At 65.0% G+C, this 14,991-nt stretch carries 19 protein-coding genes and 1 pseudogene; 9 read left to right on the forward strand and 11 right to left on the reverse strand.

Translation table 11 applies throughout. From position 1 onward, the window contains the following. Positions 1–7: 7 nt before the first annotated feature. Positions 8–1,315, reverse strand: coding sequence for a DRTGG domain-containing protein (locus N687_RS0108770; protein WP_029421500.1), 1,308 nt, complete (start codon positions 1,313–1,315; stop codon positions 8–10). Positions 1,316–1,528: 213 nt separating this feature from the next. Here N687_RS0108770 and N687_RS0108775 point away from each other — a divergent pair, with 213 nt between their 5' ends. The 5 genes from N687_RS0108775 to N687_RS0108795 all read left to right on the forward strand — a co-directional run bounded on the left by N687_RS0108775 (position 1,529) and on the right by N687_RS0108795 (position 4,564). Continuing rightward, entirely contained in the window at positions 1,529–2,425 is an 897-nt protein-coding gene (locus N687_RS0108775) for a YitT family protein (protein WP_231493440.1), read from the forward strand. A 103-nt stretch (positions 2,426–2,528) separates the two neighbouring features. Beyond that, the gene (locus N687_RS0108780; protein WP_029421502.1) at positions 2,529–2,747 is read left to right on the forward strand and encodes a hypothetical protein; all 219 of its coding nucleotides are present in this window, start codon (positions 2,529–2,531) and stop codon (positions 2,745–2,747) included. Further along, the gene (locus N687_RS0108785) at positions 2,744–2,959 is read left to right on the forward strand and encodes a hypothetical protein (protein ID WP_029421503.1); all 216 of its coding nucleotides are present in this window, start codon (positions 2,744–2,746) and stop codon (positions 2,957–2,959) included. The genes N687_RS0108780 and N687_RS0108785 overlap by 4 nt, the downstream gene beginning before the upstream one ends. A gap of 219 nt (positions 2,960–3,178) precedes the next feature. Then, the gene (locus N687_RS0108790; protein WP_029421504.1) at positions 3,179–3,490 is read left to right on the forward strand and encodes a hypothetical protein; all 312 of its coding nucleotides are present in this window, start codon (positions 3,179–3,181) and stop codon (positions 3,488–3,490) included. 24 nt (positions 3,491–3,514) lie between these two features. Then, positions 3,515–4,564, forward strand: coding sequence for a hypothetical protein (locus N687_RS0108795; protein ID WP_029421505.1), 1,050 nt, complete (start codon positions 3,515–3,517; stop codon positions 4,562–4,564). 77 nt (positions 4,565–4,641) lie between these two features. Here N687_RS0108795 and thiE read toward each other — a convergent pair whose 3' ends face one another. The 4 genes and pseudogenes from thiE to cysK form a co-directional block, all read right to left on the reverse strand. Continuing rightward, positions 4,642–5,319, reverse strand: a complete 678-nt coding sequence (gene thiE / locus N687_RS0108800; protein ID WP_231493441.1) for a thiamine phosphate synthase — start codon at positions 5,317–5,319, stop codon at positions 4,642–4,644. Further along, positions 5,316–6,143 carry a hydroxyethylthiazole kinase gene (gene thiM / locus N687_RS0108805; protein ID WP_029421507.1) on the reverse strand — a complete coding sequence of 276 codons (828 nt, stop codon included), beginning with the start codon at positions 6,141–6,143 and terminating at the stop codon, positions 5,316–5,318. Before thiM ends, thiE begins: the two co-directional genes overlap by 4 nt. Further along, a pseudogene (gene thiD, locus N687_RS20895) lies at positions 6,144–7,075 on the reverse strand (bifunctional hydroxymethylpyrimidine kinase/phosphomethylpyrimidine kinase). A 646-nt stretch (positions 7,076–7,721) separates the two neighbouring features. Further along, complete coding sequence (gene cysK / locus N687_RS0108815; protein WP_029421508.1) at positions 7,722–8,654, reverse strand: cysteine synthase A; 933 nt, start codon at positions 8,652–8,654, stop codon at positions 7,722–7,724. A gap of 245 nt (positions 8,655–8,899) precedes the next feature. Here cysK and N687_RS0108820 point away from each other — a divergent pair, with 245 nt between their 5' ends. Both N687_RS0108820 and N687_RS0108825 read left to right on the forward strand, forming a co-directional pair. After that, complete coding sequence (locus N687_RS0108820) at positions 8,900–9,736, forward strand: sulfurtransferase (protein ID WP_029421509.1); 837 nt, start codon at positions 8,900–8,902, stop codon at positions 9,734–9,736. A 5-nt stretch (positions 9,737–9,741) separates the two neighbouring features. Continuing rightward, positions 9,742–10,128 (forward strand): hypothetical protein, encoded by a 387-nt coding sequence (locus N687_RS0108825; RefSeq protein WP_029421510.1) that lies wholly within the window; start codon positions 9,742–9,744, stop codon positions 10,126–10,128. A gap of 218 nt (positions 10,129–10,346) precedes the next feature. Here the strand turns inward: N687_RS0108825 and argR are convergent, their stop codons facing one another. From argR to N687_RS0108845, 4 genes are all read right to left on the reverse strand, one after another. Beyond that, positions 10,347–10,808 (reverse strand): arginine repressor, encoded by a 462-nt coding sequence (gene argR, locus N687_RS0108830; RefSeq protein ID WP_419670126.1) that lies wholly within the window; start codon positions 10,806–10,808, stop codon positions 10,347–10,349. Positions 10,809–10,844: 36 nt separating this feature from the next. Then, positions 10,845–11,384 carry a signal peptidase I gene (gene lepB, locus N687_RS0108835; protein WP_029421512.1) on the reverse strand — a complete coding sequence of 180 codons (540 nt, stop codon included), beginning with the start codon at positions 11,382–11,384 and terminating at the stop codon, positions 10,845–10,847. Then, a complete protein-coding gene (locus N687_RS22110; RefSeq protein WP_029421513.1) occupies positions 11,377–12,375 on the reverse strand; it encodes a phosphatase PAP2 family protein in 999 nt (332 codons plus the stop codon). The genes lepB and N687_RS22110 overlap by 8 nt, the downstream gene beginning before the upstream one ends. Positions 12,376–12,498: 123 nt before the next feature. After that, a complete protein-coding gene (locus tag N687_RS0108845; RefSeq protein ID WP_051663087.1) occupies positions 12,499–13,209 on the reverse strand; it encodes a L,D-transpeptidase family protein in 711 nt (236 codons plus the stop codon). A 201-nt stretch (positions 13,210–13,410) separates the two neighbouring features. Here N687_RS0108845 and N687_RS25115 point away from each other — a divergent pair, with 201 nt between their 5' ends. Beyond that, complete coding sequence (locus N687_RS25115; RefSeq protein ID WP_081841266.1) at positions 13,411–13,674, forward strand: C40 family peptidase; 264 nt, start codon at positions 13,411–13,413, stop codon at positions 13,672–13,674. Positions 13,675–13,845: 171 nt separating this feature from the next. On the opposite strand, the gene N687_RS0108855 is transcribed toward N687_RS25115, so the two are convergent. Then, positions 13,846–14,136 (reverse strand): hypothetical protein, encoded by a 291-nt coding sequence (locus tag N687_RS0108855; RefSeq protein ID WP_197029244.1) that lies wholly within the window; start codon positions 14,134–14,136, stop codon positions 13,846–13,848. 128 nt (positions 14,137–14,264) lie between these two features. Between N687_RS0108855 and N687_RS0108860 the strand changes: the two genes are divergently transcribed. Then, positions 14,265–14,516: a DUF3243 domain-containing protein gene (locus N687_RS0108860; protein ID WP_029421516.1), complete on the forward strand. Its 252-nt coding sequence runs from the start codon at positions 14,265–14,267 to the stop codon at positions 14,514–14,516. 71 nt (positions 14,517–14,587) lie between these two features. Here the strand turns inward: N687_RS0108860 and N687_RS0108865 are convergent, their stop codons facing one another. Further along, positions 14,588–14,953 (reverse strand): YlbF family regulator, encoded by a 366-nt coding sequence (locus N687_RS0108865; RefSeq protein ID WP_029421517.1) that lies wholly within the window; start codon positions 14,951–14,953, stop codon positions 14,588–14,590. Positions 14,954–14,991: the final 38 nt, after the last annotated feature.

The raw sequence follows: 14,991 nt of genomic DNA on the forward strand, positions 1-14,991 counted from the left end.
CTGGCGGTTATCGCTCCAACACCTGGGTCGTCAGCATGGCCTTCGCGCTGAAGTCCTGCCCCGCGTACACTTCGACGTCCACCTTGGCGAAGCGGCGCCCAAAGTCGAGGATGCGGGCGCGCACCTCCAGCCGCGCGTCCACCGGGACCGGCTTCATGAAGTACAGCGTGACGTTCTCCACCACCATGTCCACCTTGCGGTTGCGCTGCAGACAGGCGAGGGCGCAGTTCTCGATCAGCACCATCAGCGGCCCCGTCGCCAGGGTGCCCGTGGCACCCGTCATCTGCGCCGTGACTTCCCCCACCAGCGAGAGGGTCCGGTCGTCGTGGTGGACCTCCTCGAACCCGCGCAGGACGATGCCTTCCACCGTCTCGCTCATCTGCGGCTGGCGGCTCGTCAGCTGCAGCGCGCGGATGACGTCCTGGCGGCTCAACACGCCGACCAGGCGCTTGTTCTGCACCACCGGCATCAGCTCGATGTCCTCCCACACCATCTGGTGCGCCGCCGACGCGATGGGGGTCTTCAACGACACGGTGTGCGGATTGCGCGACATCACCTGCTCCACCGGCGTGTCCGGCGCGGACTCCGCCACGTCGCGGGCGGTGACGATGCCGACCACCCGGCCCGCGTCGTCCACCACCGGGAAGCGGCTGTGCCCGCTCTTCTCGGCGATGTCCAGGTAGTCGCGCACCGTGGCGCGCCGGGGCAGGACCGCCAACTGCTGGTTGCCGAGGACGTCCTCGACGAAGACGATGTCTTTTTTGATGAGGCGATCGTAGATGGCGCGGTTGATGAGCGTGGCCGTGGTGAAGGTGTCGTAGGTGCAGGAGATGATCGGCAGTTGCCGCTCGTTGGCGAGCCGCTGCACCTCCTCCGACGCGGTGAAACCGCCCGTGATGAGCACCGCCGCCCCGTGTTCCAGCGACATGCGCTGCACCTGCTCACGGTTGCCGACGATCATCAGGCTTCCCGGTTCGATGTAACGCACCGCCGCCTCCAGCTGCATAGCGCCGATGACGAACTTGTTCAGCGTCTTGTACAACCCGTCGCGTCCGCCGAGCACGGTGCCGTCGACGATGCCGACCACTTCGGCGAACGTCAGGCGCTCGATGTGCTTCTTCTGCGGCCGCTCGATGCGCACCGTTCCGATCCGATCGATCGCGCTGACCAACCCCTGCAGCTCGGCCTCCTTGATGGCCCGGTACGCGGTGCCCTCGCTGACCCGCAGAGTGCGCGCGACCCCGCGCACGCTGATACGCGCGCCGATCGGCAAGGATTCGATGTAGGACAAGATCTGCTCGTGTTTGGTGCCCATGCCGTCCTCCGTCCCCGCGCCGTACGCGGCCAGCGCGGCGGAAGTGTCCACTTCCCTCCCATTATACACCGCACCCGCGCCGCCCGCCGCACGGGGCGTGGGAAGAGCACGTTCGCGGGCACCCTGCGGAGGACATGCGTCTGGTGCCCTGTTCCTGTTACACTAGGGTCGATCCCGGGGTCTCCCCGGCCTGCTGTCAAGGAGGGAAACGGGGTGCAATCGCCGCGCCTGCCGCACATCGACGTCAATGACGTGTTCCACCCGAGAGGGCACTGGTTGTTCGCCTACTCCGTGCGCATCCTGGTCATCCTCGCCGGCTGCCTCATCGGCGCCGTCGGGGTCAACAGCTTCCTCGCCCCCGCCCGCATCCTGCCCGGCGGCGTGACGGGCGTCGCGCAGCTGCTGTATTATTTCCTGCACGTGCCCATCGGGGTGGTCTACTTTCTGCTCAACATCCCGCTGTTCGTCCTGGGGTACCGGTATCTCGGGAAGCGGTTCGTGCTGCTCACCGGGATCGCGGTGGTGGCCTTCTCGGCCTTCACCGACCTGGTGCACCTCGGGTTCAATTTGCCGACCACCGATCCGCTGCTCATCAGCCTTTACGGCGGCGTCCTGCTCGGCATCTCGTCCGGGCTCATCATCCGGGTCGGGGGATCGTCCGGGGGCACCGACATCCTCAGCCTTGCCGTGAACCGGGTGACGGGCCGCAGCGTTGGAGGGGTGTCGTTCGGCATCAATATGCTGATCGTGCTCGCGTCGATGACCGTCTTCGGCGTCCAGGCGGGCCTGTACTCCCTGGTGTCGATGTTCGCCACCTCGCGCGTCATCAACACCCTCATGAACTTCCAGAACCGCAAGACCGCGCTGATTGTCAGCCCGCGCGCCCCGGAGATGGCACGCGCCATCGGTACGCGTCTGGGGCGGGGCAGCACGCTCATCCAGGCTTCCGGCACCTACACCAACGCCCCCACCGGCGTGCTGATGTGCGCCCTGACCCACTTCGAGCTGTCGGAGCTGCGGGCCATCTGCACCGAGATCGATCCGCACGTCTTCATCTCCGTCCTCGAGACGACGGAGATCGTGGGCCACTTCCGGCGCCTGCCGGATTGAGGTCCAAACGGCTCGCGCGCGTTTAACGCCTCTCATTTTTGTCTATAACGAGACTGTAAAGACCAACCAGAATTTGTACTGGAATGCTAAGGAGGGTCTCGCGATGAGGCAGATCCCGTCGACCGTCGTGGCGTGCGCACTGCTCCTCATCTTCGCCTCCTGGCCGGCCGTGCAGACGTGGGCGGAATTGGGCATGATTCAACACTACCTGACCCACACCCTGTACGGTCTGGCCGGGGTGCTGTTCGGGCTGCAGACGGCATGGTGGGCCCACGCCAGCGATGTTGTCACCCAACCCGAGGAGAGGGGGATCAGCTCGTGAAGCGAACTGTGGGGCAGGCGACCCTGTGCGCCTACATCGGCGTGGTGCTGCTGTTGGCCGGTTTCTTCCCGGGCCTGCCGGACACCCTGCCCGACTACCGGTTGGTGCACGCCCTCTGGCACGTGATGGTGTTCGTCGGCGCCGCCCTGTTGGTATACGGGCTGGAAACCCTGCGCCTGTTGGCGCGCCGCCACCGCCGAATGACGTCGTGACGTCTGACGCAGGAGCAACAGGGCCCGGCGGGGGACACCTCGTCCCGCGGCCCTTGACTGGTGCCACCTCTTTCCTCTCTCCCGCGCGGGTGTCGCACACGCGACCCCGCGCATTTGCTTTCTCCTCCAGAACCCCACCCCCACCCTCACAACGCCCAGTGCCCCAGCGAAGCTATGAGTGTCTCGCGCGAGACGGACGAAATTCAGGAGGATGCAGCCGTGAAGCGATGGAAGCCAAACTCAGCCGCCAAGGGCTGGACCCTGGCCATCGCCGCGGTGATGGCAGCCACCCTCTGGGGCTGCGGGGGATCCCACACGGGGGCGGGCAAGGCGGACGCGTCCGATACGGGGACGGCGCCGGCGGGCAACTCCGCCGGAGCTGCGGCGAACGCCGCCGCGACCACCACCATCACCCAGGCGGAGAGCAACCTGGCGGCGGGCGGTTCGGGTAAAGTCCCCGCTCAGCAGCAGCAAAAGGCTCAAAATTCTATCAACCAGTTGGTGTCTGCCATCAATCAGATCCACGATTAATGTCTGAAGGGGGAGGATGCAAGCATGAAATCCCGGTTGACTCTGACCGCGACGGCCTTGATGGCCCTGTCCAGCGCCACTGTCTTCGCGGTGCCCAGCGTCGCCATGGCCAACGAGCGCGCTGGCCACTACACGACCATCGACGGCATTGTGACCTTGTACAGCATTCTCGACGGCCGCCTGTCCCCTGCCTCGGCGCAGGCTGGCGATCAGGATCACCAGGAGTCCAACGGCCAACAAAACAAAAAGGACGGCTCGTCGGCGAAGGACGGAAAGACATCCGCGTCCCACGGAAAGGATGCGAACAAGGAGAAGGACGACGACGAGAAGGCCCCGGATCACCTGGATCACGGACTGCACCTGGGCGCGCTGTTGGGCGGGCTCTGGGGCGGCTCCAACACAGGCGCGCACGGAAACAGCACGGGCAGCGCAGGCAACACCGTGGGCAACAACTCCAGCACAGGAACGTCCAACCAGACCGGTACCGATTCGTCCGATGCCACCCACCGGGCAGCGGTGCAAGCCTTGCAACAGGCTCTGACGGCACTGCACAAAGATCAAAAGGCCGAGCAGGCGGCCCATAAACAGCTGGTCGCGGCCGCGCGCCAGTTCATCCAGGCGATGCAGCTGGCCGTGGCAGCCGGCGACACAAGCGCCGTGGACACGGGCATGAACCAGCTGACGTCTATCCTGACGAGCCTCAACGAGGCGCTCAAAGCCCAATCCGACGCAGACGCGAACACCAAGACGGGCGACCAAGCCCAGGCCAAAGGAGACCTGCAGAAGGCGCTCGCGGCCATCGCTGCCGCCGATCAACGCATTCAAGCCAAGACCCAGGCGATGCAGCAAGCGGCGCAGCAGCTCGCCGCGTTGGCGCAACAGGTTCGCCAGTCGGCCTGGAAGACCTTGCAAGGCAGCGGTGCGGTCGCCGGCAACACGACTGCGAGTGGCAGCACATCGGCGAGCGGCAACACGGCCGCCGGCAACACGTCTGCGAGCGGGAGCGCCACAGGCAACGGCACCAGCGGCAACGTCACCATCAACGCTGTGGGATCCACCTCGTCCGGGAGCTGACCCCGGCCTATGGAGCCACTCGGAAACGCGCCAAATCCCCGGTGTATACCGGGGATTTTGTTTTGGAAAGCCCCCCGTCAGCGAAGCGAGGCGTCCACGCGGGATCGCAGCGCCCGCGCCGCCGCCTCCGGATCGGGGGCGCTCATCACGGCCGACACCACCGCGATCCCGCTGGCGCCACGGCGCATCGGCTCCTCGGCGTTGGCCAGGCCGATACCCCCGATGGCCACGACCGGGATGCGGACGCTGCGCACGATCTCCCGGAGGCCATCCAGGCCGGTGAATCCCGCATCCGGCTTCGACTGGGTCGGGTACACCGCGCCCACGCCCAGGTAATCGGCCCCGTCCCGCTCGGCGGCGACAGCCTCTTCCACCGTCTCTGCCGATACGCCGATGACCTTCTCCGGCCCCAACAAGCGCCGCGCGTCCCGGCAGGAGATGTCGTCCTGGCCCACGTGCACCCCGTCGGCGTCGACGATGGCTGCGACGTCCACGCGATCGTTGATGAAAAACAACACCCCCGCCTGGCGCGTGAGCTCGCGCAGCGCCCGGCCCAGTTCCACGAACCGGCGCCCCAGCTCCTGCTTGCGCCGCAGCTGCACCGCCGTCGCACCGCCTGCGATGGCCCGTTCCACGATGGGCAACAGCGCCTCCCCGTCCGGGCGCTCATCCGTCACCACGTAGAGCTGCAACGCCTGGCGGAGCCGGGCGGGGTCCCGCCAGCCCGCGCCCATCATGCCGGCTCGCTCCGTCATACCGGGAGCACCTCGATCTTCGCCACCTCGCCCACGTACGCGCCGTCCAGGTGGTACAGGGCATCGAACAAAGCCGCCTGGAAGGTGCCTGGCCCCTGCGCCTTGTCGGCCGCCAGCTCACCGGCGACGTTGTAGCACGTCAGCGCCGCCACCGCCGCCTCAGCGTACGCCGCCGCGTCCTGCCCGCGGCCGGCCGCCGCCGCGAAGGCGCCGAGGATCGCCGTGGCCACGCACCCGGATCCCGTGATGGCGGCCATCAGCGGGTGGCCGTTGGAGAGGGCCCACACCCGCTTGCCGTCCGTGACGTAATCCGTCGGCCCTGTGGCAATCACGCAGCACCCGCGCTCGCTCGCGTACCTGCGCATGGCCTCCGGTAATCCGGACGCAGCCCCCTGGCTGTCGACCCCTTTTACCTCGCCGCCCGCGCCGATGAGCACCCCGATCTCCCCCGCGTTGCCGCGCAGGATCGCGAGCTTCAGCTCGTCGGTGAGGCGTTCGGCCACCTGGTTGCGGTAAGGGGTGGCGCCGACGCCGACGGGATCGAATACCACCGGCACCCCGGCCGCATTGGCCGCTTGGCCGGCGATCCGCATCGCCTCCACCACATCCTCGTCGAGGGTGCCCATGTTCAGAGCGAGCGCCCCGGCGATGCGCGCCATGTCGGCCACCTCCTGCTTGGCGTATGCCATCACCGGCGACGCTCCGATGGCCAGCAGGCCGTTGGCCGCCACGTTGGTCACCACCAGGTTGGTGATGTTGTGCACCAAGGGGCGCTCCTGCCGTACTTTGTCCAGCCACGCCGCCACATCCACGGTCGTCGTCATCTAACATCCTCCCTCCAGGCGTTCCCACTGCCCGTCGACCAGGCGATAGGCGCCGCCCGCTTGAATGCCCGCAGCCGGGGCAGGCCGTACGGAGTGATCGGTGGGCCCGTGCCCGGAGCCCACATCCCAATCGGCGGCCGACGCAATGGCCGCGTAGATAAACGCTTTCGCCGAGGCGATGGCCTCGGCGTCGGTCCACCCCAGCGCCAGGCCCGCCGCCGTGGCCGAGCTGAACGTGCAGCCCGTGCCGTGCGTCTTGCGGCTGGGTACCCGCGGAGTCGCCAGGTACGTGAATCGTTCCCCGTCGTATACGATGTCCACCGCGTGCCCCTGGGTCTCCAGGCTGTCCCACGGCGCGTCCTTGAGCCAACCGGCCTGGCTGTGGCCGCCTTTGATGACGACCACCTTCGGCCCCAGCCGGTGCAAGGCCTCCGCCGCCCGGTGACACGCCGCCCACGAATCCACGGCGAACCCGGCCAACACCTCCGCTTCGGGGATATTCGGCGTCACCACGCGCGCCAGCGGCAAGAGCCGCTGCCGGAGGATGGCCACCGCGTCCCCGTCGATGAGCGCCTCGCCCCCTTTGGCGATCATCACCGGATCGACCACCAACCGATCCACGCCGGCCAATGACAGACGGCCCGCGACAGCAGCGATGATCTCGGCGCTGCCGAGCATTCCCGTCTTGACGGCGTCCGCCCCGATGTCGCCGAGGACGCTGTCCAGCTGCTTTTGGACGAACGCGGGATCGACGTACTGCACCCCCTGCACCCCAAGCGTGTTCTGCGCCGTGAGCCCGGTGATGACGGACGCCCCGTACACCTCATACGCGGCGAAGGTCTTCAGGTCCGCCTGGATTCCGGCCCCCCGCCGGAGTCCGATCCCGCGATGGTCAACGCCCGCACCACGTGCCCCGATCCGGTGATCCGCATGTCTGCCCCTCCTGTCCCTGACACCTGTGCACAGCCGAAATGTACCGCACCCACAGCACGGTTGCAATGACGTGCGGGTGGGGTGCATCGCTCCGCTTCTGCTTCGCAAGCCGCTGCGCGATGCACCCCACCTTAGCCGTTGCGTGGGCGGTTCATCACCGCTTCGCGCTGTGCCCCACTCCCTCGCAGGCGGCGTGGGCGTTTCACTCCGTTTGTGCTACGCAAGACACTTCGTGAAACGCCCACGCAACACAAATGGAGTCGCCTTCGCCGCCTCAGCAGACGCCATCCCCTTCGGCAAGGGTGGGGCGCGGCGCGGAGCGGCTTGCGCAGCAGAAGCGGAGGGCCCCGCCCTACCCGCAGAAAAAAAATCACCTACCAAACGGTAGGTGTGCGAAAGACACGCAATACAGGGGTTAGGTACAGTGCTACGAAAGAAAGTATAACCAGGACGCCGGCCATTCGCATGGGACCTAGGGCCTATCTTTCCTTAAGTTTAGATTGATTATACTGTACTTTATAAAGTAATTTTCTTCCTAATGCCGCCGCAACCCATGTCGTCCCAGGCCCGCGGCGCAGACCGATACCCCGGTCCCCACGCGGCCGTTTCTCGCGCCAATCCCGCATCCGGGAAGCGGAGAAGGGGTCACGCACTCGGGAACAGGTCGGAGGACAGGTACCGCTCGCCGGTATCCGGCGCCAGCCACAGCACCCGCTTGTCGCGCGGGAGCCCAGCCGCGATGCGCACGGCGTGGAAAGCCGCCGCGGCCGCTGACGCGCCGACCAGGATGCCCTCTTCCGCCGCCAGGCGGCGCGCCATCCACTGGGCGTCGTCGTCCTCAATCAACAGGACCTCGTCGTAGATCTCCCGGTTCAAGATGGCTGGGATAAATCCCGGGCCCGTCCCGGGGATCTTGTGCGGTCCCGGCTGGCCCCCGGACAACACGGGCGATCCCGCCGGCTCCACCACGTAGATCTTGAGCCCGGGGATCTTCTCCTTCAATACCTCGCCGGTGCCCGTGACGGTCCCGCCGGTGCCCGCGGTCAACACGAACACGTCCAGTTTCCCGTCAAACGCTTCGAGGATCTCGATGGCGGTGGTGTTCCGGTGCGCATCCGGGTTGGCCGGGTTCTCGAACTGCATCGGGATGAAACTGTCCGGGATCTCGGCCGCCAGCCGGTTGGCCTCCTCGATGGCGCCCGTCATCCGCTTTGACGCGGGCGTCAGCACCACCTTCGCCCCGTAGGCCTTGAGCAGTTTCACCCGCTCCTCGGTGGCGTTGTCGGGCATCGTGATGATACACGGATAGCCTTTGGCGGCGCACACCATCGCCAGGCCAATGCCGGTGTTGCCAGAGGTCGGCTCGACAATGGTCGTCTTGCCCGGGGTGATCTTGCCCTCCTGCTCGGCGCGCAGGATCATGTTGAGCGCGGCCCGATCTTTTACACTCCCGCCCGGGTTGAACGACTCCAATTTGGCGAATACCTGGGCGCCGTTCGGATCCGGGATCCGGTTGAGCCGGACGACGGGGGTATTGCCCACGAGATCGAGCACGGAATCGTACAGTTTTTGTTCCATGGAAACACGCTCCCATTCAATGACGGTGACGGGGCTATCATACCACTTCTTGCCTCGGCGAATCACACCAGGGTCCCGGCGGACCCGGACGGCTCCCATGTGCCGGTGGCCGGATCAATTGCCAAGAGAAGTCCGAAGATTCCCCCTTGCCAACCGTCTTGATTCATTGTAGATTATACCTGTAAGTCCACCCGGAAAATAGATCATTCTCATGGGCATCTGCGGAATGCGAGGAGGGGATTCTCTTGTCCAACACCTTCCAGGACGCACTCGTCTCCACCGACTGGGTCGCGGCCCACAAGGACGACCCGAGTGTCCGCCTGGTCGAGGTCGACGTGGATACCAGTGCCTACGACTCCGGCCATATCGAAGGCGCCATCGCGTGGAACTGGACGACGCAATTGAATGATCCAGTTCGACGTGACATCCTCAGCCGCGACCAACTGGAGACGTTGCTCGGCCAGTCGGGTATCACGCGCGACACGCTCATCGTGCTGTACGGGGACAATAACAACTGGTTTGCCGCCTACGCTTACTGGCAATTGAAGATCTTCGGCCACGAACACGTCAAACTGATGAACGGCGGCCGCAAGAAGTGGGAGCTGGAGGGCCGGCCGCTCGTCAAGGATGTCCCCCAGGTGCAGCCCGTCACCTACCAAGCCAAAGAGCCCGACTTCACCATCCGCGCGAAACAGCCGGACGTGGCCGCGACCATCGGCCAGAGCGGCTACGCGCTGGTCGATGTGCGCAGTCCGCAGGAGTACACGGGCGAGGTCATCGCCCCGCCCGGCATGACAGAGACGGCCCAGCGCGGCGGCCACATCCCTGGCGCCGTCAACATCCCGTGGGCGCAGGCGGTCAACGAGGACGGTACCTTCAAGTCGCCGGAAGAGCTGCGCGCGCTCTACCAGAGCAAGGGCGTCACGCCGGACAAGGATGTCATCACCTACTGCCGCATCGGCGAACGGTCGGCGCACACCTGGTTCGTCCTGCGTGAGCTGCTCGGGTACCCGAAGGTGCGCAACTACGATGGGTCCTGGACCGAGTGGGGCAGCATGGTCGGCACGCCCATCGAGAAGTGAGCGGCATGGCAAATCACGCACGCGTCTCGGACCTCCCCATCGCCGCGCAGCTGTACGCGCAGGTCGCATCCGGGGAGAAACCGGAGAAAGCCCAGGTCTTCTTCGACGCCGCGGTCTTGAACAAGTACCGCGAGGCCGGCGGATACCGCATCATCCGGACGAACACCTCCGGGCGCATCAGCAAGCCCGGCGGATGGAGCGTGGATTTCGGCATCAGCGGCGAGGGAGACAGCATCCTGCACATCCCGGTGGAGTCACTGGTTCACCGCATCCCGGAGGCGGAGAAATCCCACTGGTTGGCGCACATGATCACGCTGCCCGTCAGCACCAACTTCTTCAAAGGGCTCATTCGCCCCGGCTGCCTGGACGACGGTGACATCCGGACGTGGTGAGGCGGCGTGTGGGCGTGTCGCTCCACTCCTGCGCTGAAGCGAGTCGTTCCGCGACACGCCCACACTTCGACGCAACGGGGCAGTCAGTGAGTCATCGCCGGCCTTCTCCCGTAGGGGAGGGGCTGGCGGCTTTTTTGTGCCCACACGACGACGGAGGGTGTGTTGCTTCGCTCCTGCGCTAAAGCGAGCCGCTTCGCAACACACCCTCCGTCGCACCCTCAGGTCCCCGCCAGCAGGCGTTCAATCTCTTTCGCCGCCGGCTCGTCCGCCGCGATGAGCAGCAAGGTGTCGTCCCCCGCGATGGTCCCGAGGAGTCCCTCGACCTCCAGGCCGTCGATCAGGCTGGCGACGGAGTGGGCATTGCCTGGCAGGACCTTGAGCACGAGCAGGTTTCCCGCACGGGCGAGCGAGACGAACACCTCCGTCAGCCGGCGTCGCAGGGTGTCCAGCGAAGCCACGCTGGCGGTGATGGGGATGGCGTACTTGTAGCGCCCGTTGGACCCGACCACCTTGATGAGCTGCAGCTCCTTGATGTCCCGCGAGATGGTCGCCTGCGTGACGGTGAACCCCGCTTCCTCCAGGGCTTGCACCAGCTCCTCCTGCGTTTCGATCTCGTTTTGACTGACGATCTCCTTGATCTTCATGTGCCGCTTCTCTTTCAATGAAATCCCTGCGGTCACCAAGATCCCTCCATGGCCGGTTCCTCCAGGCCGGTGTCACTGAATGCGATGCGCCACGCTGAGCGGCCAGAGCACGAATTCGGCCTTCCCGATGATGTACGACCTCGGCACGTAGGTGTTCTGCCAGTACCGGCTGTCCTCCGAGACGCTCCGGTTGTCGCCCAGCATGAAGTATTCCCCAGTCGGGACGTGGTACGGTCCCCAATTGCCGCTCGTCGGCTGGTCCAGGTACGGTTCCTTCAACGGTTGATTGTTCACGAACACCTGTCCGTCGTGGATGGTCACGGTGTCGCCCGGCATGCCGATGATGCGTTTGACGAAGATCTTCGACGGATCGTCGGGGAAGTGGAACACCACCACCTCACCGCGGTAGGGCTGCCCGAACTCCGTCGCCAAGTGATTGGTGAGGATCAGGCACGGGTCCATGATGGTCGGACGCATGGACGAGCTGGGGACACGGTTGAGATCCACCACCCAGTGCCGGATGCCGAGGGCGATGAGCACCCCGAGTGCGATCGGCCACACCCAGTCCCACAATTCTTTCCAGACCGAGCGCTTGGCCTGTGTTTCAGCCATGTCTCCACCTCGCCTCATTGACTTGCATCCAGGATACCGGCGCACCGGCCGGCCGCGCACCGGTGTGCCTCCGGCGCGCCCAGAGAGTCTGCAGCGCGGGGGCGATGTACGAGACCGCCACCCCGAGTGCCGCACCTGCGACGTCGTCCATCCCGTAATGGAAACGCAGGTACAGCGTCGCGAACACAATCACCCCCCCGAGCGGCGCGTACAAAAGGCACCAGATCCTGCGGTGGCGCCACACGTACATAAACATGACGACGGTCAACGCCGTGTGCAGGCTCGGGAAACAATCCCGGGGGATGGCAAACCGGTCGAGGGTGAACACAGGAGCGATGTCTCCCACCGGGATCGAAAAATGCAGCGTGTACCCCGGTCCGATGACCGGGACCAACAGATAGCAGGCGTATCCGGTGTAAAACGCCAACAGCGACGCCAGCAGATACTCGGATGCCGCCTCCCGGCTGCGCCACACCAACAAGAGGATTGTGAAAAACAACAGCCAGAACCACGAGACGTACGCCCCGGTCAGCAGGTGGGTCACCCACGGCCGCACCAGGGGCTCGAGCCAATCGGCGACCTGCCGTCCGAAGAGGGCGGCGTCCATGCGCTGGATCACCGGATCGCGCAGTTCTGAGTGGATCACCGGTACGTAAAAGTTTACCACACGAAACACCAGCAACAAGGCGCAGTAGGAAAGAAACACGCGGACGGCGAAACCGAACCGGTGCCAACCCGCCGGGCGACGATCCCGCATCCGCCACGCTGCAACGGCGAAAACCACCAATCCAAACAACAGGGCGACGGGGATGAACCGGCCGTAGATGCCAGCCACGACCCCCACGACCCGCCAGTGATAGCCCGGGATGCCGGCCGCCTCATCGAGGCGATGGCCGAAGGCGAAAAATATCCACAGGGCGGCACCCGTCGCGGCCAGGCCCAGCCATTCGAACGGTTCAAGGCGCGAGAGCGCCTGTCGAAGCGAATCCATGTCTCCCTCCCATCGGGTCGTACGAACGGGGCCGAGTCCCGGTGACCCGGCTCACGTCCATGATACCATGACGGGTGGAGCCTGTGGACGAATGGAGCAGGCGATACTCGGCGGTCACGTCTTTCAGGGGCAACCGTACACTCCGTCGATGGGGCCGCGGTAAAACCCGAGGGCACGCAGCATCTGCTGCAATTGCTGTACGTCCAGACCGGGTGGCACGTAGCGGTGCAGGATCCGGCTCGTGAAGACCTGCCCCGTCACCGTCACCAGCGTCCCGATGGGGACGGTGTTGTACAAGCGGGTCACATCTTCATCGCGCATCCGCACGCAACCGTGGGTCACGGACCGGCCGATGGACGCCGGGTCGTTCGTTCCATGGATGCCGTACCCGCCGTTGGGCACCGACAGCCGCATCCAGGCAGCCCCGAAGGGGCCGCCCGGTCGCAGCGTCTTCTCGATGATCACCCAATCCCCCAAGGGCGTCGGGGTCGACGGCTTTCCCGTCGCGACAGGATACGTGGCCGACAGGCGGTTTTGATCGTAGAGCGCCAACAGATTGCAGATGGTGTCGATGGTGATGTGCCACCGTCCCCCGCCCCACGGCACGTTCTCGAACCAGAGTGCCGTCCAGGTCGCAGGCCCCACGATGCTGTTCGCGACCAAACCGCTGTTCTTCTGGAAGGTCATCACCGCCTGCGCCGTGGTCTGGGTGTACACCCCGTCGAACGGGCCTGTATACAACCGAAGCGCGATCAACCGGCGCTGCACAGCCATCACGTCCGGGCCCTCCATGGGCGGCTGGGTCACGCGCAAAAACCGGCTCGCCAACACCATCCCGTTCCCCCCCCTTTCTCTGTAAAAATGCGTGTGTTTTCTGCCGACATGGATGCGTATTATACTTTTTCTATCTATCTCCTAAATCTGTTGGACCGGTACTGGCGTCGACGGCCGGCACGTACACCGTGCAACGCGGCGACACGATGTACAAGATCTCGTTGAAACTCGGGGTATCTCTCGCAGACTTGGAGAAGGCCAATCCTCAGATTCACGCCGTACACCTTTGGCGGCAACGACCCGAAGGTTGGTTTTGACTGCTCGGGATTCGTGCAATATGTCTTTAGCAAGAACGGAATCTCCCTGCCCCGCTCCGCCCACGAACAGGCAACGGTGGGGACGCCCGTGCCCCGAAGCCAGGTGCAAAAAGGCGGCATCGGCGTGATCGTCGTCCACAACATCTGGTCGAACCCGTACTACACCAGCCACTACTGGGGGGCTCGCCGCGTCATACCGCAGGGTTGACGCCGCGATCCCGCGAAGATCCGCTGCGCGGATGGTGGAAAGGAGGCCAACCGGTGGAGTTCCTCAACGGTGCGCTCAATCCTGCTGTCACCATCGCGCTGTGCGCCCTTTTCGCGTGGGGCATTGTGCGGCGCGATGGCGGCGGATCGAAGTGAAGACCGCCTCTCCGCCTCAGCTCAGGCTGCGGCGGAGACCCTGGCGGGCAGGTTCGTCCGGAGTCGGCAAAATCTCCATCTCCTCCAGCATGCGGCTGCGCTCCTTGTCCGCGCCGACCAAGAAGTACAAGTTGGCCGACAGCGCCAGCGCGGTGATGAGGATCCACAGCACCGTGAAGGTGCCTCCGAGCCCCGGGCGCAGATCCGGCAGGCGCGGCAAGGCATACACGGCCAACGCCACCAACGCGCCGCTGTACACCAACGCCCGGTGTTTCGCGTGCGGGACATCCTTCATTTTCCGCTTCACGATTATCCCTCCCCTGCGCATTCCTGTACATGCTATGCCCGGCGATGGCTGGCCATACCTATGTATATCGCCCTGCCCGCTGCGGCACCTTAGACACCGGAGGCCAACTTTCGTGAGGAGGGAAACGCATGAGCGTTTTGGAGAATTGGGAACGGTGGCAAGAGTTCCTGGGCGAGCAAGTGGACAAGGCCCAGGCCATGGGCGTGTCCAACGAAAGGATCACCGAGGTCGCGCGCCGGATGGGTTCGTTCCTGGCGGACAAGATCGACCCGAAGAACCCGCAGGAGCGCCTGTTAAAACAGATGTGGGACGTCAGCAACGAGGACGAGCAGCACGCGTTGGCTTCCATCATGGTCAAAATGGCGGATCGGGCGCACTGAGAGGTGTTGGACGGGCCACGCCGGCGCGCTTCGCGATTCGCCGGCCTGTTGCCACAGGGGTTGGCCGCTGGCTAACCCCTGTTGTCTTTCATCATCGGGTGCGGAAACAGGCCGTCTTCAAGGCCTTTGCCCAACAGCTGATAAATGTCCATCAGCACCGCCATCACGTGACGTTCCAATGCCAGGTACTCGGCGATGTCCTGGTTGAGCGACACCACCTGGCTCAACTGCTCGAACCGGCGGCGTTCCTCTTCCGACGGCGTCTTCCCCTCCATCACCTGAGCCTGCATCTCCCATTCACGAGCGCGAAAATCCTGGAGCATGCGCAGGGTGGCCTCATCGGCGGCGATCCGATCGTGCACCTCTTTCAAACGCTGAAACTCCGGCGTGGACCGGATGTCCTTCAACAGCGCGTTCGCCGTGTCGTACGGATTCATCGCCCCACCTCCCGTTTCATTCGGACTTCAGTATACCA

Origin of the sequence: Alicyclobacillus macrosporangiidus CPP55, assembly GCF_000702485.1 — a bacterium.
Taxonomy (GTDB): Bacteria; Bacillota; Bacilli; order Alicyclobacillales; family Alicyclobacillaceae; genus Alicyclobacillus_H; species Alicyclobacillus_H macrosporangiidus_B.